Below are 17,818 nucleotides of genomic sequence, written 5' to 3' on the forward strand. Positions count from 1 at the left end.
TAGGTCGGGTGTGGAAGCGCTGTGAGGCGTTAAGCTAACCGATACTAATTGCTCGTGAGGCTTGATCCTATCATTTGAGGTACTTCGTGGTGTGAAGTACAGGTGATGTGCGACGAGACGCAATCAATTACCAAGTAACGCTTGAATTCAATACGGTGACGTGACAACGGCACCGGGCTTCGACAGTTTGTACAAGTTAATGTCTGGCGGCCATAGCGAGGTGGTCCCACGCCTTCCCATCCCGAACAGGACCGTGAAACGCCTCTGCGCCGATGATAGTGTGGCATTCGCCATGTGAAAGTAGGTCACCGCCAGACTCCCCACACCACAAGCCCAGCTCATAGAGCTGGGCTTTGTGCTTTGCGGGCGCCGGGAGCAGCCTCGCGCAGGCCAGGCGGCGGCCCTGCTTCCACTCCTCAATTGTGCCCCCACGACTTTTACTTTTTGCTACACGCCGCGAATGCGACGGTGTATGGCTGGGTATTTGTCAGGAAGGGAGCTTGCTGCGTGTCAGGGGAGACAACTTATAGTCCCCTGTATCATTTCAGCTGGACGAGCCGCGCTGCTCCATGGACTCGACAGGGATGCGGATGTGTATACGCAGCCGAGGCGCCTCCGAGAGTAGCACCGGTATGAACCTCTCATCCGTCATGGCTAGCGATGCCAGCGCTTGCAATTTGGCCGCGAGCAGGTGTCGCTCACTTTGGCCAAGCTCCTTCAGCGCTGTGATCACGGCGGATTCATCTTGCTGCATGGCATTCAATAGCGCATCGATTGAGTGCTCCATTTCCTGACACCCTTTCTAGTGGTGTTTCATGGCAGTGGTAATGCTGATATGCACTTGGCACGTAGTGGAGGCGGTCTTCTCTGTTTCTATCTGAATAGTGTAGAGCAGTTTATCGATGAGGGTTGGCCGGTTGTTTCCTGTCGCAATTTTTGCGGTGGTTGTCCTGTTGGGCTGCTGCAAGTCATTGATTCCACCGCTGATTCGACTTGTCTGGCGTTTAAGGCAGGAGAATGCGTAACGATAGATATCCGGGTTTTGCCTGTACGGCAGGCGTCCATGCGTATGTGTCTCGCCATGCCGAATGTCGGTATCAGATTACCGAGTTGCTGGAGAGGCCACTGGCGCGGCATGGGAACAACTTAAGTCAGGATTAGTGCACGATTTCGATCCCTGACTACAGCGTCACAACAGAGGCCCGTCTCGATGAGACGAATCTCTGTTGCTCACTCTTCGGCTACAGCCGGAAGCGGGCGATCAGCTGCTCCATTTCGTCGGCGAGGCGGCGTAGCCCCTCGGTATCGTCGTGGGCATGTTGCACCGCGTGATCAGTCTGCTGCACCATGCTGTGAATCTGCTCGATGTGGTGGGCAATTTCCTGGCTGGTGCTGGACTGCTCGGCGGTGGCGGTGGCGATGTCGCCGATGCTGGCGACCACTTGGCGGGTGTTGGTGCGGATGCGGCTGATCGAATCGACGGCTTGGCTGGCCAGTTGCACGCCGTGATCGACCTGTGTCAGGGCGGTGTCCATGCTGGTGCTGGCCTGACGGGATTCCTGCTGGACGGCAGCAATCATTCCGCTAATCTCGCCGGTGGAGCGGGCGGTACGTTCGGCCAGCTTGCGTACTTCATCGGCGACGACCGCGAAGCCGCGACCTTGTTCGCCGGCACGCGCAGCCTCGATCGCTGCGTTCAACGCCAGCAGATTGGTCTGATCGGCGATGTCCTTGATCACGTTGACGATGCTGCTGATCTGTTGCGAGCGATCCTCCAGGCCGCCCAGAACGGTGGCCAGCGCGCGGATGGTGTCGGCGATGCGGGCGATCTCCAGGGCGCTGGCTTCGACCTCGCTGGTAACGTGTTCGGCCAGTTGGCCTGCGTCGAGAGCCTGAGCTTCGGCGCTGCGTGCCGAATCGGCGACCTGGCTCACGCTGACCGACAACTGCTCGATGCTGGCGGCAGTGGCATTGGCAGCCTCCGCTTGGTGGTGGGAGCTTAGGCGGATCTGTTCGACCTGCTGCATCAGTTGACGACTGGCCTGCTGCACGCCCTGGCCGTGGCCACGCACGTCCAGCATCATCTGACGCAGCGAGCCGAGGAAGCGGTTGAACGCACTGGCGGCGGTGCCGATCTCGTCGCGGCTGGCGATGGCGAGCGATTGGGTCAGGTCGCCATTACCATGGGACAGACCGGTCATCGCACCTTGCAGTGTCCCGAGCGGTTTGAGCAGCATGTTCAGCAAGAGGCCGAGCAGAGCGACGATCAACAGCAGCAGGCCTGCGCTGACCAAGGCAGCCTTCAGGCTGGCGGCTTTGGCATTGGCGAATACCGCATCGAGAGGGATAGACAGCTGTACCGCCCAAGGGCTTGGGGTGTCGCCGACGCGGATTGGCAGGATGAAGTGGCGGAAGCCGTCGACGCTGTCGTAGCTGAGCACCTGGCCGGCAGCGATGGCGGCCTTGGCCTGGGCCGGCAGGGCTGTATCTGGTTTTCCGATAGCGTGAGGGTCGCGGCCGGCCAGCAGCAGGCCATGGTTGGAATACAGCGATAGATAGCCACGGCCATAGGGACGGATAGTGCTGGCCATGGCTTGCAGATCGGCCAGAGCTAGGTCGCAGCCGGCGACGCCGAGCGCCTTGCCGTCGACCAGAAGCGGGAACGACACCGTGCCCATCAGGACCTTGATGTCGGGGTCGATGTAGGGCTCGGTGAGAATAGGCCGGGCAGAGGCCTTCGGTCGGGTGTAGTACTCGCTGGTATCGGCTCCGTCAGTGCCCCATACCACATCGATCTTGCCTTTCTTGCGGTACCAGTACACGCCGGCGCGTCCCTGCTTGTCGTTGTCGGGTTGGCCTGCCAGGCTGGCGTCGCGGCCATCGAAGGCATTGAGGTCCCACAGCACGAAATAGCCGACCGCGTTGGGGTTGGTCGGGGTCTGGCGCTTGGCGATCGCCGACAGCAGCGCGCGGGCATCAGCGGGGTGCTGCTGGCGCAGCGCGATGGCGCTTTCGGCCAGGCTCTGGGTGGAGAAGTAGGCCTGCTCAAGACGGCGCTGCACCTGGTCGGCGGCAAGCTGCGCCTGCTGCTGGGCCGAATCGAGGGCCGCATCCTCGGCCTGCCGGTAGTTGAGATAGGCATTCAGGCCGATCAGCCCGGCAAAGCCGATCAGGATCAGTAGCCCACTGCCGAGCAGTATCTTGCTGCGTATGCTGTGCACCATCTGACAGCCTCTCTGTGTTTGATTTTTTATACGCCAGACCCTGGCGATCTCCTTTGTTTGGGTTGATTAGACGGTTGCGTGCAGAAAATCGCAAGCAATAGCAGGCGATTGCGCAGAAAAAAACGGCCAGCCGCTGAAAACGGCTGGCCGTTGTGTTGAAAAAAACAAACAGTCTTAGCTAATGCGCTCGATGTGTGCGCCTACCGCGCCGAGCTTCTTCTCGATGTGTTCATAGCCGCGGTCGAGGTGATAGATGCGGTCGACGATCGTCTCGCCGTCCGCCACCAGGCCGGCGATCACCAGGGAGGCCGAGGCGCGTAGATCGGTGGCCATTACGGTGGCACCGGACAGGCGCTCGACGCCCTTGATCACCGCGGTATTGCCTTCGGTCTCGATGTTGGCGCCCATGCGGTTCAGCTCCGGGACGTGCATGAAGCGGTTCTCGAAAATGGTCTCGGTGACCATTGCCGCACCGTCGGCGATTGCGTTCAGTGTCATGAACTGCGCCTGCATGTCGGTCGGGAACGCCGGGTAGGGCAGGGTGCGAACATTGACCGCCTTCGGCCGACGTTTCATGTCGAGCGAGATCCAGTCGTCGCCGGCCTCGACCACCGCGCCGGTCTCGACCAGCTTGTCGAGTACCGCTTCCATCGACTTCGGCGCGGCGTTGCGCAGCACCACGTGGCCGCGGGTGGCGGCGGCGGCCACCAGGAAGGTGCCGGCCTCGATGCGGTCCGGCATCACCGCGTGCTCGGCACCGTGCAGGCGCTCGACGCCCTCGATCACCAAGCGATCGCTGCCGATGCCGGAGATCTTGGCGCCCATCGCGTTCAGGCACAGCGCCAGGTCGGTCACTTCCGGCTCGCGCGCGGCGTTTTCCAGCACGGTGGTGCCTTCGGCCAACACGGCGGCCATCAGCAGGTTCTCGGTGCCGGTGACGGTGACCATGTCCATCACCACCTTGGCGCCGCGCAGGCGCTTGGCCTGGGCCTTCACATAGCCGTGTTCGATCGACACCTCGGCGCCCATCGCGACCAGGCCCTTGATGTGCTGCTCGATCGGCCGGCTGCCGATCGCACAGCCGCCGGGCAGGCTGACGGTGGCCTCGCCGAAGCGCGCCAGCGTCGGGCCGAGTACCAGGATGGAGGCGCGCATGGTCTTCACCAAGTCGTAGGGGGCGACCAGGTTGTTGATGCCGGCGGCGGTGATCTCGACCTCGTGGACGTTGTCGGTCATCACCCGCGCGCCCATGCCCTGCAGCAGCTTCTGGGTGGTGGACACGTCGCGCAGCATCGGCACATTGCTCAGCTTCAGCGTGTCGGCGGTCAGCAGGCTGGCGCAGAGGATGGGCAGTGCGGCGTTCTTGGCGCCGGAGACGCGGATCTCGCCGTTGAGCGGTCCGTTACCGCGGATATGCAGTTTTTCCATGTCGACTTAGCCCTGTTGTTTTTCCCATTCGTCCGGGGTCAGTGCCTTGACGATGGAGAGTGCGTGGATCTCGTTGCTCTGCAGGCGCGACTTCACCACCTCCATCACGATGCGGTGACGCTCGATCAGGCGCTTGCCGGCGAAGGCCGGCGAGACGATCTGGGCGTAGAAGTGGTGTCCATCGCCTTCCACCGTGATGTGAGTGCAGTCGAGGCCGGCGGCGATGTATTGCTGTACGAGTTCGGGGGTAACCATGTCAGTCGAATCCAAAAATTGAGAAAGCCGGGTGCCGGTCGGGCGCTCAGTGGCGCAGCTTGTAACCGGACTTGATCATGCCCAGCGCCAGCGAGGCCAGCGCGACGAAGCTGGTGCCGACCACGCCGAGCGACAGCCACGGGCTGATGTCGGCCTGGCCGAAGAAGCCGTAGCGGAAGCCGTCGATCATGTAGAAAACCGGGTTGGCGTGGCTGGCTGCGAACCAGATCGGCGGGAGGCTGTTGATCGAGTAGAACACGCCGGACAGGAAAGTCAGCGGCATGATCAGAAAGTTCTGGAAGGCTGCCAGTTGGTCGAATTTCTCCGCCCAGATGCCGGCGATGATGCCGAGCGTGCCGAGTACGCCGCAGCCGAGCACCGCGAACGCCAGCACCCACAGCGGCTGGGCCGGCAACGGCAGGCCGAACCATGCCGTCACCACCAGCACGCCCAGACCGACCAGCAGGCCGCGCGCGATCGCCGCCAGCAGATAGGCGGCAAAGAATTCCAGCGCGCCCAGAGGTGGCAGCAGGATGAACACGATGTTGCCGGTGATCTTCGACTGGATCAGGCTCGACGAGCCGTTGGCGAAGGCGTTCTGCGCCATCGACATCATCGCGAGGCCCGGGATCAGGAAAGCGGTGTAGCTGACGCCCGGGTAGGCGTCAACGTGGCTGCGCAGTACATGCGAGAAGATCAGCTGATACATCAGCGCGGTCAATACCGGTGCCGACACAGTCTGGAATGCGACCTTCCAGAAACGCAGCACTTCTTTCTTGAACAGGGTGTAGAAGCCGTTCATCAGATCTTCTCCCCGCTCATCATCGAGACGAACACATGCTCAAGGTCGGTCTCCAGCATCGACAGTTCGCGGACCTCCAGGCCGGCGCCGCGCAGCGTGGTGAGCACGCCTTCCAGGTCGGAAAGCGTCGGTAGGCTCAGCACGATGCGGCCGTCCTCGTTGCGGGCATGCCAGGGCGCGAGCGATGCCGGCAGTTCACCGGACAGTTTCAGTGCGACCTCGCGCTTGGCCGAGCGGGACAGCAGCGTGTCCTTGTCTTCCAGCGCGATGAGGCGACCGCGCTTGAGCATCGCGATGCGGCTGCACAGCGTCTCGGCCTCTTCCAGGTAGTGGGTGGTCAGGATGATGGTGTGGCCGGCGTCGTTCAGTTCCTGCACGAAGTCCCAGAGGCTCTGGCGCAGCTCGACATCGACCCCGGCGGTCGGCTCGTCGAGCACGATCACCGGTGGGCGGTGCACCAGCGCCTGAGCGACCATCACGCGGCGCTTCATGCCGCCGGACAGCGCGCGCATATTGGCGTTGGCCTTCTCGGTCAGGCCGAGCTTGAACAAGAGCTCGTCGATCCAGGCGTCGTTGCGGCGCAGGCCGAAGTAGCCGGACTGGAATGCCAGCGCTTCGCGCACGGTGAAGAACGGGTCGAACACCAGTTCCTGCGGCACCACGCCGAGGTTGATCCTTGCGTCGCGGGCGGAGGCGATGGTGTCGTGGCCCATGATGCGAATCTGGCCGCTGTCCTGGCGGGCCAGGCCGGCCATCGCCGAGATCAGCGTGGTCTTGCCGGCGCCGTTCGGACCGAGCAGTGCGAAAAACTCACCCTGCTCGACGCTAAAACTGACGGAGTCGAGCGCCTGCAGTGCGCCGTAGCGCTTGCTGACGCCGTCGATCGAAATGGCACTGGTCATGCAATCGGGAATCGGGGGCGGAAAAGGTCAGAAGTATAGCGCTAGTTGCTGTTTTCGTCAGCTGTAGCGAGCCAACTTCCCTGACGGAAAACCCCAGAAAAATAAGGGCTTAATAGTCGTTCTGCGTCGCGGGCCAGGTCGAGTGCCTCGGGGCGCATCAGCCAGATTTCGACCAGGCCGCGCAGTTGTGCTTGCAGACTGAGCGCCGCCATATACGGGTCGACACCAGGCAGCAGTTCGCCGAGTGAGGCGGCGTGCTCGAGAAGGTTTTGGAATTTTCCGTGGTTTTCTTTCAACCATTCAGCATTGGTCAGGTTGCCCTCTTCCATCTCGCCGACATACTCGCAGCGCAGGTGCAGGATGCCGACGATACGCGTGAAGCGGGGCACGGTACAGATGGCGTACAGCATTTCGCAGCAGTGGCGCCACAGCGTCCTCGCCGGGGCGGTCTGTGCCTCGTCGCACAGGCGGCGCTGTATCTCGTCGATCTGTGGTGCGACCAGTTCGCACATCGAGTTGAACAGGTCGGCCTTGTTGGCGAAGTGCCAATAGATCGCGCCACGGGTGACGCCGGCGGCCTGCGCGATGTCAGCCAGCGAGGTGCGGCTGACCCCTTTCTCCCAGAACAGTTCCTGAGCGGTTTCAAGTAGGAGTAGCCGGGTTTGTTCGGCTTCTTCGCGGGTACGGCGGGCCATGTCGGGCGTCTCTAATCATTAAAAGTAAGCGTTATGATTGTTTGTTCGCAAATAAATAATCATTTGGCGTAATCAACAATCTACAATTATTTTCCTAGCCGGTGCGCTGCGCCATTTTACATACGTTCATGAATGTATGTAAAATGGCGCCCCCGAAATTGCAAGCGCTAGATATCCAGCCGTCATCATGCTCGGCGTATCTATGGCAATAAAATTCACCTGTCATTAAAGCAATCACTGAAGACTTCAAGAAGGAGCACAAGTGGTGAACTCCCTACCCCATTTTAACCGCCGTTTAGGTCCGCTGGGCCTGACGCTGGCGGTGATCGCCGCGTTAGCCGCGTGTGGCAAGTCTGCACCCAAGGCCCAGCAGCCGCCCCCGGTCCCGGTCAGCGTCGTGGCCGTCCAGCCGCAGAACGTGCCGGTCAGTTACGAATTAGTCGGCCAGGCCAACGGCTATCGCCAGGTGCAGGTGCGCGCCAGGGTCGGTGGCATCCTGCTCAAGCGGGTGTATACCGAAGGCCGGCCGGTGAAGGAGGGGGACCTGCTGTTCCAGATCGATCCAGCACCGTTCCAGGCCACCTACGACAATGCCAAGGCCACGCTCGGCGTCGAAGAGGCGAAACTCGTCAACGCCAAGCAGAACTACGACCGGGTGCTACCCCTGTTCAAGGAGAACGCGGTCAGCCAGAAGGACCGCGACGACGCGGCGGCCTCGTATCAGTCGGCGCTGGCCTCGGTGGCCGCTGCGCGCGCCACGCTGCAGAACGCCAAGATCAATCTCGGCTATACCCGCGTCACCGCGCCGATCACTGGCGTGACCAGCAAGGAAGTGCTCTCCGAGGGCAGCCTGGTCTCGGCCGCCAACGATGCCAGTCTGTTGACTACCATCTCGCAGCTCGACCCGATCTACGTCAATTTCAGCGTGTCCGACAACGACATGCTGCGGCTGCGCAAGCTCGAGCAGAGCGGCAAGCTGAAGTTGGCTGAACCGAAGAAACTGAATGTACGTCTGAAGCTGTCCGACGGCAGTGAATACAGCCAGGCCGGTTCGCTCAATTTCACCGACAACATCATCGATCCGGCCACCGGCACGGTGAGTTCGCGAGCCCTGTTCCCCAATGCCAAGGGGCAAATCCTGCCGGGCCAGTTCGTCCGGGTCGTGCTCGACGGCGTGACCCGTACCAATGCGCTGGTGGTGCCGCAGAAGGCGGTGTTCAGCTCCCAGCAGGGCAAGATGGTCTGGGTGGCCGGGGCGGATGGCAAGGCGACACCGACGCCAATCGAGACCGCCGACGAGGTCGGTCACGATGTGATCGTCGACAAGGGCCTGAAGCCGGGCGATCGCGTCGTGATCGACAACCTGATCAAGCTGCGCCCGGGGGCGCAGGTGAAGCCGCAGCTGGTTCCGCTAGAGACGGCGCACGCCGCCAGTCCGGCCGCAGCCGCTGCGAGCTGATCGCGGGAGACCACAACCATGTTTTCTGCTTTCTTCATTCGCCGGCCGATCTTCGCCTCGGTGATCTCGATCATCATCGTGCTGGCGGGGCTGGCCGCGATCAAGTCGCTGCCGGTCGAGCAGTTCCCTCAGATCGTGCCACCGACGGTGGCGGTGTCGACGAGCTATCCGGGTGCATCGGCCGAAGTGATCGCCGCCACGGTGGCGGCGCCGCTCGAGCAGGCGATCAACGGCGTGGACGACATGCTGTATGTCCAGTCGTCGAGTTCCAGCTCCGGGGCGCTGACGGTGACGGTGACGTTCAAAATCGGTACCGACCCCGACCAGGCGACGATCAACGTCAACAACAAGGTGCAGTCGGCGTTGGCGGCGCTGCCGCAGGAAGTCCGCCGTCAGGGCGTGACGGTGCAGAAGAAGTCATCGGCCTTCCTGCAGGTGATCGCGCTGTACTCGCCGAAAAAGAGCTACGACACGCTGTACATGAGCAACTACGCGTTGCTCAATGTGATTGACGAGCTCAAGCGCATCCCGGGCGTCGGCGACGTGATCAACTTCGCCGCTCAGGACTATTCGATGCGGGTCTGGTTGCGTCCGGACAAGCTGGCGCAGATGAAGCTGACCACCACCGACATCACCAACGCGATCAACGAGCAGAACGCGCAGTTCGCCGCCGGCCGCGTCGGGGCGGAGCCGACCGACAAGGCGGTCGATTTCACCTACACGGTGACGACAAAGGGCCGTCTGGCCGACCCGGCCGAGTTCGAGAACATCATCCTGCGTTCCAATCCTGACGGTTCGAAGCTGCGCCTGAAGGACGTGGCCCGGGTGGAGCTGGGGGCGTTGAACTACGACTTCCGCAGCACCTTCGACGGTCAGCCGACCATCCCTATCGGTATCTTCCTGTCGCCGGGCGCCAACCAGCTTGCCACTGCCGATGCTGTGAAGGCGACAATGGCGCGCTTGTCGAAGAATTTCCCGAGCGACCTGAAGTACGCGATCCCATACGACACGACCGAGTTCGTGAAGGTGTCGATCCACGAGGTGGTGAAGACGCTGGGCGAGGCGATGGTGCTGGTGTTCCTGGTGGTGTTCCTGTTTCTGCAGAACTGGCGTGCCACGCTGATCCCGTGCTTGGCGGTGCCGGTGTCGATCATCGGTACCTTCGCCGGCATGTATGCGCTGGGCTTCTCGATCAACACGCTGACGCTGTTCGGCATGGTGCTGGCGATCGGTATCGTGGTGGACGATGCGATTGTGGTGTTGGAGAACGTCGAGCGGCTGATGAGCACCGAGAAGCTGCCGCCGATGCAGGCCGCGTTTAAGGCGATGGAAGAAGTGTCCGGGCCGGTGGTGGCGATCGTGCTGGTGCTGTGCTCGGTGTTCATCCCGGTGGCTTTCCTCGGGGGTATCGCCGGCCAGATGTACAAGCAGTTCGCCGTGACGATCGCAATGTCGGTGGTGATCTCGGGCTTGGTGGCGCTGACGCTGACCCCGGCGCTGTGCGCGCTGATCCTGAAAGAGGACCAGCAGCACGAGCATCACTTCTTCGACAAGTTCAACGCCTTCTTCGACCGGATGACCCGCGGCTACACCGAGGGAGTGCGCTTCCTGCTCAAGCGCGTCGCACTGGCGCTGGCGCTGTTTGGCGTGGTGATCGCGCTGGCAATCGGTCTCTTCCGCATGGTGCCGAGTTCGCTGGCGCCGGATGAGGACCAGGGCTACATCATCGCGGCGATGTTCCTGCCCGACGGCGCGTCGATGGGCCGTACCGACGCGGCGATGCACCAGCTCGACAAGATCACCCGGCCGAATCCGGCGGTGGCGCACGTGCTGTCGTTCTCGGGCTTCGACATCCTGTCCGGCTCAAACAAGACCAACGGCGGGGTGAGCTTCGTTACGCTGAAACCGTGGGACGATCGCAAGGGGCCGAACGAGCAGGCATTGTCGTTGGTCGGACAGGTGTTCAAGCAGGGCATGGCGATCCGCGATGGTCTGGTGCTGGCGTTCAACCCGCCGCCGATCTCGGGCATGTCGAACACCGGTGGCTTCGAGGGATACGTGCAAAGTCGCGGCAGCGGCGGTCCGAAGGAGCTGGAGGCAATGACCCGCAAGCTGGTCGCCGCGGCGGCCAAGCGGCCTGAGCTTGCCGGCGTGCAGACCACCTTCTCTGCGAGCGTGCCGCAGGTGTACATCAAGCTCGACCGAGAAAAGGCCAAGGCGCTGGGCGTGGCGATCACCGATGTGTTCAGCACCATGCAGAGTACCTTCGGTTCGCTGTACGTGAACGACTTCAACAAGTTCGGCCGCACCTTCAAGGTGCAGCTGCAGTCCGAGGCCGACTTCCGCTCCAAGATCGAGGACATCCGGAATGTCTACACCCGCTCGGCGTCGGGCGAGATGATCCCGCTGTCGGCCCTGGTGACGGTAGAGCAGAGCACCGGCCCGGAGATCTACGAGCGCTTCAACGTCTTCCCGGCAGCCAAGGTGGTGGGTAACCCGTCGCCGGGGCATAGCTCGGGCGAGGCGATCAAGGCGATGGAAGAGGTGGCGCAGGATACGCTCGGCAGCGATTACACGCTGGCGTGGAGCGGTTCGGCGTTCCAGGAGAAGTCGACCAGCGGTTCGTCGGCGACGGTATTCGGCTTCGGCCTGATCATGGTGTTCCTGATCCTGGCGGCGCAGTACGAACGCTGGACGCTGCCGATCGCCGTGCTGATGGCGGTACCGTTCGCGGTGTTCGGCGCGCTGAGCGCCAACTGGCTGCGCGGCCTCGCCAACGACGTGTACTTCCAGGTGGCGTTGGTGACGCTGATCGGCTTGGCATCGAAGAACGCGATTCTGATCGTGGAATTTGCGGTGTTGAAGATGGAAGAAGGGATGTCGCTGTTCGATGCGGCGCTGGAGGCAGCCAGGCTGCGTTTCCGCCCGATCGTGATGACCTCGCTTGCCTTCGTGCTCGGTTGCGTCCCGTTGGCGATCTCGACCGGTGCCGGTGCGGCCAGCCGTCACTCGGTGGGTACCGGGGTGATCGGGGGGATGCTGGCGGCGACCTTCATCGCGGTGTTCTTCATCCCGGCGTTCTTCCTGTTGATCATGCAATGGTCGCAACGCGGCAAGCCGGCCGGCAAAGCTGGTCCGGAAGCCCTGGCATTGCCGAAAGAAGGAGAGACTACGCATGACTAAGCGATTGCTCCCCGCGGTGGTCGCGCTCGCCCTGGCGGGCTGCGCGGTCGGCCCTGACTACAGCCGCCCCAAGTTCGACATGCCGGACAGCTGGGCGGCGCAGAACAGCCAGCCCGGTGGCGCTGTCGGTCAGGCGGCCGAGGCTGGCTGGTGGAAGCGCTTCAACGACCCGGTGCTCGACCAGCTGGTCGACGAGGCGTTGAGCTACAACCAGGACCTGGCTGCGGCCGCGGCCCGGGTCGACCAGGCCGCGGCGCAGGCCGGCATCGCCCGTGCCGCACTGCTGCCTAGCCTCGACTACAACGCCAACTTCACCCGTGGCCGGGTCTCGGCCGAGACGGCCGTACCGGGCACGCTGCTGGTTTCCGATGTGCGCACCGTCAACGGCGTGCTGTCCTGGGAACTCGATCTGTGGGGCAAGCTGCGTCGTAGCAACGAGGCGGCCCGTGCCAACTTCGTCGCCAGCCGTTACAACCGTGACGCGGTTGAGCTGTCGCTGGCGTCGCAGGTGACCAACACCTACTTCCAGTTGCGTGCGCTCGATGTGCAGCTGAAGGTCACCGAGCAGACGCTGGCGACTCGCGAGGAGTCGCTGCGCCTGCAGCAGAAGCGTTACCGTGGAGGGTTGATCTCGGCGCTCGATCTGCATCAGGCCGAGTCCGAGGAGGCGTCGTCGCGGGCAGCTGTGCCGCAGCTCAAGCAGTCGGTCGAGCAGACCGAACATGCGCTGTCGGTGCTCACCGGCCGTTCGCCGCGCGACTTGCTCAGCCCGACGCCGCGGGGCAAGGAGCTGGCAGCGATGGCGATCCCTCCGGTGGTGCCGGAGGGCCTGCCATCCACACTGCTAACGCGCCGTCCGGATGTGGCTGCCGCCGAGCAGCAGCTGGTGGCCGCAAATGCGCAGATCGGCGTGGCACGTGCGGCCTACTTCCCAACCATCAGCCTGACCGGTGCGATCGGTTCGCAGAGCCTGTCGCTGTCTGGCCTTTTCACGGGGCCGGCCAAAACCTGGAGCTTCGTCGGCGGCGCGGCCGGTCCGATCTTCAACTGGGGCGCGACCGGCTACGGTGTCGACGCGGCGACGGGCGGTCAGAAGCAGGCGCTGGCGACGTACCAGTCGGCGGTGCAGAACGCGTTCCGCGACACGCTCGACGCGCTGTCGGCGATCAACGGTTCGGCCAAGAGCGAGGTGGGGCTGGTCGATCAGCTGCACGCGCTGCGCGAGACGCAGCGTCTGGCGCAACTGCGCTATGACAACGGCTATTCGAGCTACCTCGAGGTGCTGGATGCCGAGCGCAACACCTATTCGTCGGAGCTTAACGTGATCAATGCGCGACTGGCGCGGCTCAACGCGGCGGTGTCTCTGTACAAGGCGCTTGGCGGCGGCTGGTCGCAGGCTGGTGCCGATGCGCAGCCGGACCGGGGGCCAATGACGACGCCGACGCTGGCGCCGGTGGCCAAGCAGCAGGGCTGATTGTCGGTCGCCATCGAGCCGCTTCCCAAGGGGGAGCGGCTTTTTTTACATCTGGATGGTTGGATGGCGCTGCTGGTCCGCCAGGGAGCGCAACGCTGCGTGGCTGCCGGTCAGCCCATAGGCAGCCATTACGCGGGTGAAAAAAGCCGTGCCTCTCTGGGAGGGCACGGCTTTTGGGCTGGCTCCTGTCGGGCAGGGGCTACGCCGGTTCAGTGCGCAGGTGCCGGTGCAGCGGCGGGCGCCGAAGCCGCTGGCTTGGCGACTTCGCCGGCAGGCGCCGAGGCGGCACCGCCGGTCGGTGCGACCAGCTCGTCGATGTTCATGTCGTTGGCGTCGCTATCGCTCGGCTTGGGTAGCGGGGCCCCGACCTGCTTGGCACGCAGCTGCATGTAGGCATCGCGGGTGTAGCTGTAGCGGTCTACCGCGGCCTCGTCGACCGCGTTGGTGACGTCGAGCAACTTCTCACGGGTGCTGATACCGTTGAGGCCCCAGTAGATGTACGCGCCGCCGTCGGTGTTTTCGTAGACCCGGTGCTCCGGGCCGGGCACTGCCAACGTGGTGGCGGTGCCGAGGCCGTCACGTACCGTCGACGGGCCCAAGATCGGCATCACGAAGTAGTTGCTGTTCTTCCAGCCCCAGCTGGCGAAGGTGTCGCCGAGCGTGGTCTTGTTGTTCTTCAGCTTGGCCGGGTCGGCGATGTCGAGCAGGCCGCCGAGGCCGAAGGTGCTGTTCAGCGCCACTCGCATGATGTCGTTCAGCGTGTCTTCGACATGGCCGCGCAGCAGGTTGCTGGCGGCACTGTACATGTCGCGGAAGTTGTCGAAGAAATTGCTGATCCCGTTGCGGACCGGTTGCGGGGTGATCGCCCGGTAGCCTTGCGCCGCCGGTTTGATCACCGCTCGGTCGAGGCGGTCGTTGACCGCGTACATCGCCCGGTTGTACGACTCGTACGGGTCCTCTGGGTTGCTCGGATGGGTGGCGCAGCCGGCGACGAGCAGGGTCGCGCTGACGGTCAGCGTGCGAATCGAGCGGTTCATGCACGGGCTCCGGCAGGTAAAGGGAAGAGCTCGTCGAGTGCGTACAGTGTGAGCAGGCCCGACAGGCCAGTCGGCCAGCCGGTGACGGTCAGCGTGTGGCCGGCGGTTTCGGCGGCGCGGCGCGCCTGCAGGAGCAGCGCCAGCGCCGCCGAGTCGGCATCACTGACGCCCGATAGATCGAGCGTCAGCGGGCCACGAGCGGCCAGTTCGGTAAGCGGGCGGGCCAGTGGGCCCGCGCTATCCATGGTCAGCGCCCCGTCGAGACGGGCGGTGCCGACTCCGGTTTCCTGTAGCATCAGGCGTTGCCCTTGGCGGTGACGGCGGCGTTCTTGTCCTTCAGCATCGGTCAGCGCCCCGTCGAGACGGGCGGTGCCGACTCCGGTTTCCTGCAGCATCAGGCGTTGCCCTTGGCGGTGACGCCGGCGTTCTTGTCCTTCAGCATCTTGATCAGGCCGTCGACGCCGTTCTTGTTGATCTCGTCGTTGAACTGATTGCGGTACACCGTCACCAGGCTGGCGCCCTCAACGCTGACGTTGTAGATCTTCCAGCCCTGCGAGGTCTTATACAGAGTGTAGTCGATGCTGACCGGCTTCTTGTCGCTGCTGTTCGGCAGGGTCACTTCCGACTTTACCGTGGCTTCGCGGCCGTTGCTGGCGAGGATCGGATTCGGCTTCACGTCGACCTGGGTGCCCTTGTAGCGGGTCATCGTCGAGGTGTAGATGCGCACCAGCAGGGTCTGGAACTCCTGGGACAGCTGTTGCTGCTGTTCCGGGGTGGCCTGGCGCCAGCCGCGGCCGACCGCCAACGCGGTCATACGCTGGAAGTCGAACTGCGGTACCGCCACCGCCTCGACCTGCTGGCGGATCTGGCGGGTGTTCTTGCCGTTGTCCTGCTTGAGCAGGTCGAGCACCTGGCGAGCGCCGTCACGGATGGTTTCCACCGGCGAATCGCTGGTGGCGAAAGCGCTGCTGCTTACTAGCATCATCAGCGCACAGAAGGAGGCGAAAAGTCGTTTCATCATCAGTCAGTCCTGTGGGGTTACTCATCAATCCCGCGTGGTTATTGTATCGGTGCGGTTGTTCATTTATTGCTGGGGCGCGGTCTTGTCAGCGTGCCCGCTGCTGCTGTCGTTGCTGCCTTTCTCGGCAAAGTTGGTCATGAACTTGCCGATCAGTTGCTCGAGCACCATCGCCGACGAGGTCAGGCTGATCTTGTCGCCCGGTTGCAGCGTGTCGGGGTCGCCGCCTTCGGTCAGGCCAACGTACTGTTCGCCGAGGATGCCGGCGGTGAGGATCTCGGCGCTGGCATCCTTGCTAAATTGGTATTGCTTGTTGATCGCCAGCGTTACCTTGGCCTGGTAGGTTTTGGCGTCGAGCTGGATGTTGCTGACGCGGCCGACCAGCACGCCGGCCGACTTGACCGGCGCCTTCACTTTCAGGCCGCCAATATTGTCGAAGTCGGCGGTCAGCGCGTAGGTCTGCTCGTTGCTTTGCGGTGTCAGGTTGGCGACCTTCAGCGACAGGAAGATCACCGAGGCGATGCCGATGGCGACGAAGATGCCGACCCAGAGGTCGATGGTGGAGCGTTTCATTCAGGTGTTTCCTAGAACATGAAGGCGGTAAGCACGAAGTCAAGCGCCAGAATCACCAGCGCCGACGTCACCACGGTGCGGGTGGTTGCTGAGGAGACGCCGGAGGCAGTCGGGGTGGCATCGTAGCCCTCGAACACGGCGATCAGTGTCACGGCGATGCCGAACACCAGGCTCTTGATCAGGCCGTTAATCACGTCGGAGTGCAGGTCGACGTTGGCTTGCATCTGCGACCAGAAGGTGCCGGCATCGAGGCCAATCATCACCACGCCGATCAGGTAGCCGCCGAAGACGCCCATGACGTTGAACAGCGCGGCGAGCACCGGCATCGAGATCACCCCGGCCCAGAAGCGTGGGGCAACCACGCGGGCGATCGGGTTGACCGCCATCACTCTCATCGCATCGAGTTGCTCGGTGGCCTTCATCAGGCCGATTTCGGCGGTCATCGCGCTGCCTGAGCGGCTGGCGAACAAGAGCGCGGCGAGCACCGGGCCGAGCTCGCGCAACAGCGACAGCGCGACCAAGGCGCCGAGCGCGTCGGCCGAGCCGAAGCGCGACAGGGTGTTGTAGCCCTGCAGGCCGAGCACCATGCCGACGAACAGGCCGGAAACGACGATGATGATCAGCGACAGTACCCCGGCGAAGTACACCTCGCGGATGGTCATCTGCAGGCGCATCAGGCTCTGGCCCGAGTACATCAGGATCGCGCCAAGGAAGCGGGTGGCAAAGCCGAGCCGCCAGACCGCGTTGATCGTCAGTTCGCCGAGCTTGCGAAACGGGGAGGCAAGGGTGTTAAACATTCATCGGGCTCCCGCACTGAGGTCGTCGGCCAGGGAGGTGTCGGCCGGGTAGGCGAAGTGAACCGGGCCGTCCGGGTCGCCGTGCACGAACTGTTTCAGCCAGGGCGAGTCGCTGTGGCGCACCGTCTCGGGGCTCCCCTCGGCGGCGATCTCGCCATGGGCGACGAAGTAGACGTAGTCGACGATCTCGAGCGACTTTTGCACGTCGTGCGTCACCATCACTGCGCTGGTGCCGAGCGCTTGGTTGAGGCGCTTGATCAGGTGGGCGATCACGCCGAGCGAGATCGGGTCGAGGCCGGTGAACGGCTCGTCGTACAGCATTAGCTCCGGGTCGAGCGCGATCGCGCGCGCCAGCGCGACGCGGCGCGCCATGCCGCCGGATAGCTCGGCCGGCATCAGCGTCTGTGTGCCGCGCAGGCCGACCGCCGACAGCTTCAGCGTCACCAGATCGCGGATCATGTCCTCGGGCAGCGCGGTGTGCTCGCGTAGCGGGAAGGCGACGTTATCGGCGACCGACAAGTCGGTGAACAGGGCGCCGAACTGGAACAGCATGCCCATCTTGCGGCGGTGTGCATACAGTTCCCGCGTGTTCATCGTGGCGACATTCTTGCCATCCACCCAGACCTCGCCCGAATCCGGACGGACCTGGCCCGAGATCAGTCGCAAGAGTGTGGTCTTACCGCTGCCGCTGCCGCCCATGATCGCGACCAGCTGGCCGCGCGGCACGCGCAGGTTGATGTTGCTCAGGATTTGTCGCTCGCCGTAGCCGAAGCTGACGTTCCTGAGTTCGATATACGGGTCGTGGGACACTTTTGCCTATCGAAGTGAAAGAAGGTGGCGGGCGCTATCGGCCCGTTACCGGCTGTAGTTTATCGTTTCCCTACCGGCCGCGCCAAATGACGAGGACATCGCATTGTGGCGTTATTGTAACGTAGGGTAACAAAACGAACGACCCGGGCCGACCGTTCGGT

The 17,818-nt window shown here is 63.2% G+C and carries 16 protein-coding genes and 1 rRNA gene; 4 read left to right on the top strand and 13 right to left on the bottom strand.

Annotation, left to right across the window (positions count from 1 at the left end):
* Nucleotides 1-202 precede the first annotated feature (202 nt).
* Nucleotides 203-317: ribosomal RNA gene (rrf, locus tag QU481_RS17865) — 5S ribosomal RNA — on the top strand.
* A gap of 227 nt (nt 318-544) precedes the next feature.
* On the opposite strand, the gene QU481_RS17870 is transcribed toward rrf, so the two are convergent.
* From QU481_RS17870 to QU481_RS17900, 7 genes are all read right to left on the bottom strand, one after another.
* A complete protein-coding gene (locus QU481_RS17870; RefSeq protein WP_289831379.1) occupies nt 545-787 on the bottom strand; it encodes a hypothetical protein in 243 nt (80 codons plus the stop codon).
* A 454-nt stretch (nt 788-1,241) separates the two neighbouring features.
* Nucleotides 1,242-3,224, bottom strand: a complete 1,983-nt coding sequence (locus QU481_RS17875) for a methyl-accepting chemotaxis protein (protein ID WP_289831380.1) — start codon at nt 3,222-3,224, stop codon at nt 1,242-1,244.
* A gap of 174 nt (nt 3,225-3,398) precedes the next feature.
* The gene (gene murA, locus QU481_RS17880; RefSeq protein ID WP_289831381.1) at nt 3,399-4,652 is read right to left on the bottom strand and encodes a UDP-N-acetylglucosamine 1-carboxyvinyltransferase; all 1,254 of its coding nucleotides are present in this window, start codon (nt 4,650-4,652) and stop codon (nt 3,399-3,401) included.
* Nucleotides 4,653-4,658: 6 nt separating this feature from the next.
* Nucleotides 4,659-4,907 carry a BolA family protein gene (locus tag QU481_RS17885; protein WP_289831382.1) on the bottom strand — a complete coding sequence of 83 codons (249 nt, stop codon included), beginning with the start codon at nt 4,905-4,907 and terminating at the stop codon, nt 4,659-4,661.
* Nucleotides 4,908-4,953: 46 nt separating this feature from the next.
* Complete coding sequence (locus QU481_RS17890; RefSeq protein WP_289831383.1) at nt 4,954-5,709, bottom strand: ABC transporter permease; 756 nt, start codon at nt 5,707-5,709, stop codon at nt 4,954-4,956.
* Nucleotides 5,709-6,611, bottom strand: a complete 903-nt coding sequence (locus tag QU481_RS17895) for an ABC transporter ATP-binding protein (protein ID WP_289831384.1) — start codon at nt 6,609-6,611, stop codon at nt 5,709-5,711. The genes QU481_RS17890 and QU481_RS17895 overlap by 1 nt, the downstream gene beginning before the upstream one ends.
* A 41-nt stretch (nt 6,612-6,652) precedes the next feature.
* Nucleotides 6,653-7,306 (bottom strand): TetR family transcriptional regulator, encoded by a 654-nt coding sequence (locus tag QU481_RS17900; RefSeq protein WP_289831385.1) that lies wholly within the window; start codon nt 7,304-7,306, stop codon nt 6,653-6,655.
* Between the two features lie 265 nt (nt 7,307-7,571).
* Between QU481_RS17900 and QU481_RS17905 the strand changes: the two genes are divergently transcribed.
* From QU481_RS17905 to QU481_RS17915, 3 genes are read left to right on the top strand one after another with little or no spacing between them, the layout of a single operon-like run.
* Nucleotides 7,572-8,765 carry an efflux RND transporter periplasmic adaptor subunit gene (locus tag QU481_RS17905; RefSeq protein ID WP_289831386.1) on the top strand — a complete coding sequence of 398 codons (1,194 nt, stop codon included), beginning with the start codon at nt 7,572-7,574 and terminating at the stop codon, nt 8,763-8,765.
* A gap of 18 nt (nt 8,766-8,783) precedes the next feature.
* Nucleotides 8,784-11,948, top strand: a complete 3,165-nt coding sequence (locus QU481_RS17910) for an efflux RND transporter permease subunit (protein WP_289831387.1) — start codon at nt 8,784-8,786, stop codon at nt 11,946-11,948.
* A complete protein-coding gene (locus QU481_RS17915) occupies nt 11,941-13,422 on the top strand; it encodes an efflux transporter outer membrane subunit (protein WP_289831388.1) in 1,482 nt (493 codons plus the stop codon). Before QU481_RS17910 ends, QU481_RS17915 begins: the two co-directional genes overlap by 8 nt.
* Before the next feature lie 209 nt (nt 13,423-13,631).
* On the opposite strand, the gene QU481_RS17920 is transcribed toward QU481_RS17915, so the two are convergent.
* The 6 genes from QU481_RS17920 to QU481_RS17945 form a co-directional block, all read right to left on the bottom strand.
* Nucleotides 13,632-14,459 carry an MlaA family lipoprotein gene (locus QU481_RS17920; protein ID WP_289831389.1) on the bottom strand — a complete coding sequence of 276 codons (828 nt, stop codon included), beginning with the start codon at nt 14,457-14,459 and terminating at the stop codon, nt 13,632-13,634.
* Nucleotides 14,456-14,854 (bottom strand): STAS domain-containing protein, encoded by a 399-nt coding sequence (locus QU481_RS17925; protein WP_289831390.1) that lies wholly within the window; start codon nt 14,852-14,854, stop codon nt 14,456-14,458. The genes QU481_RS17920 and QU481_RS17925 overlap by 4 nt, the downstream gene beginning before the upstream one ends.
* Complete coding sequence (locus QU481_RS17930; protein ID WP_289831391.1) at nt 14,854-15,480, bottom strand: MlaC/ttg2D family ABC transporter substrate-binding protein; 627 nt, start codon at nt 15,478-15,480, stop codon at nt 14,854-14,856. The genes QU481_RS17925 and QU481_RS17930 overlap by 1 nt, the downstream gene beginning before the upstream one ends.
* A gap of 63 nt (nt 15,481-15,543) precedes the next feature.
* Nucleotides 15,544-16,050: an outer membrane lipid asymmetry maintenance protein MlaD gene (mlaD, locus tag QU481_RS17935; protein ID WP_289831392.1), complete on the bottom strand. Its 507-nt coding sequence runs from the start codon at nt 16,048-16,050 to the stop codon at nt 15,544-15,546.
* Between the two features lie 11 nt (nt 16,051-16,061).
* Nucleotides 16,062-16,847 carry a lipid asymmetry maintenance ABC transporter permease subunit MlaE gene (gene mlaE / locus QU481_RS17940; RefSeq protein WP_289831393.1) on the bottom strand — a complete coding sequence of 262 codons (786 nt, stop codon included), beginning with the start codon at nt 16,845-16,847 and terminating at the stop codon, nt 16,062-16,064.
* Nucleotides 16,848-17,657, bottom strand: coding sequence for an ABC transporter ATP-binding protein (locus QU481_RS17945; protein WP_289831394.1), 810 nt, complete (start codon nt 17,655-17,657; stop codon nt 16,848-16,850).
* Between the last annotated feature and the right edge of the window lie 161 nt (nt 17,658-17,818).

Origin of the sequence: Crenobacter oryzisoli, from assembly GCF_030385785.1 — a bacterium.
Lineage (GTDB): Bacteria > Pseudomonadota > Gammaproteobacteria > Burkholderiales > Chromobacteriaceae > Crenobacter_A > Crenobacter_A oryzisoli.

Coding starts and splice junctions, on each gene's coding strand:
- QU481_RS17925 (WP_289831390.1), bottom strand. CDS start 14,854: ATGCTGCAGGAAACCGGAGTCGGCACCGCCCGTCTCGACGGGGCGCTG.
- QU481_RS17870 (WP_289831379.1), bottom strand. CDS start 787: ATGGAGCACTCAATCGATGCGCTATTGAATGCCATGCAGCAAGATGAA.
- mlaD (WP_289831392.1), bottom strand. CDS start 16,050: ATGAAACGCTCCACCATCGACCTCTGGGTCGGCATCTTCGTCGCCATC.
- murA (WP_289831381.1), bottom strand. CDS start 4,652: ATGGAAAAACTGCATATCCGCGGTAACGGACCGCTCAACGGCGAGATC.
- QU481_RS17895 (WP_289831384.1), bottom strand. CDS start 6,611: ATGACCAGTGCCATTTCGATCGACGGCGTCAGCAAGCGCTACGGCGCA.
- QU481_RS17920 (WP_289831389.1), bottom strand. CDS start 14,459: ATGAACCGCTCGATTCGCACGCTGACCGTCAGCGCGACCCTGCTCGTC.
- mlaE (WP_289831393.1), bottom strand. CDS start 16,847: ATGTTTAACACCCTTGCCTCCCCGTTTCGCAAGCTCGGCGAACTGACG.
- QU481_RS17900 (WP_289831385.1), bottom strand. CDS start 7,306: ATGGCCCGCCGTACCCGCGAAGAAGCCGAACAAACCCGGCTACTCCTA.
- QU481_RS17875 (WP_289831380.1), bottom strand. CDS start 3,224: ATGGTGCACAGCATACGCAGCAAGATACTGCTCGGCAGTGGGCTACTG.
- QU481_RS17930 (WP_289831391.1), bottom strand. CDS start 15,480: ATGATGAAACGACTTTTCGCCTCCTTCTGTGCGCTGATGATGCTAGTA.
- QU481_RS17890 (WP_289831383.1), bottom strand. CDS start 5,709: ATGAACGGCTTCTACACCCTGTTCAAGAAAGAAGTGCTGCGTTTCTGG.
- QU481_RS17910 (WP_289831387.1), top strand. CDS start 8,784: ATGTTTTCTGCTTTCTTCATTCGCCGGCCGATCTTCGCCTCGGTGATC.
- QU481_RS17885 (WP_289831382.1), bottom strand. CDS start 4,907: ATGGTTACCCCCGAACTCGTACAGCAATACATCGCCGCCGGCCTCGAC.
- QU481_RS17915 (WP_289831388.1), top strand. CDS start 11,941: ATGACTAAGCGATTGCTCCCCGCGGTGGTCGCGCTCGCCCTGGCGGGC.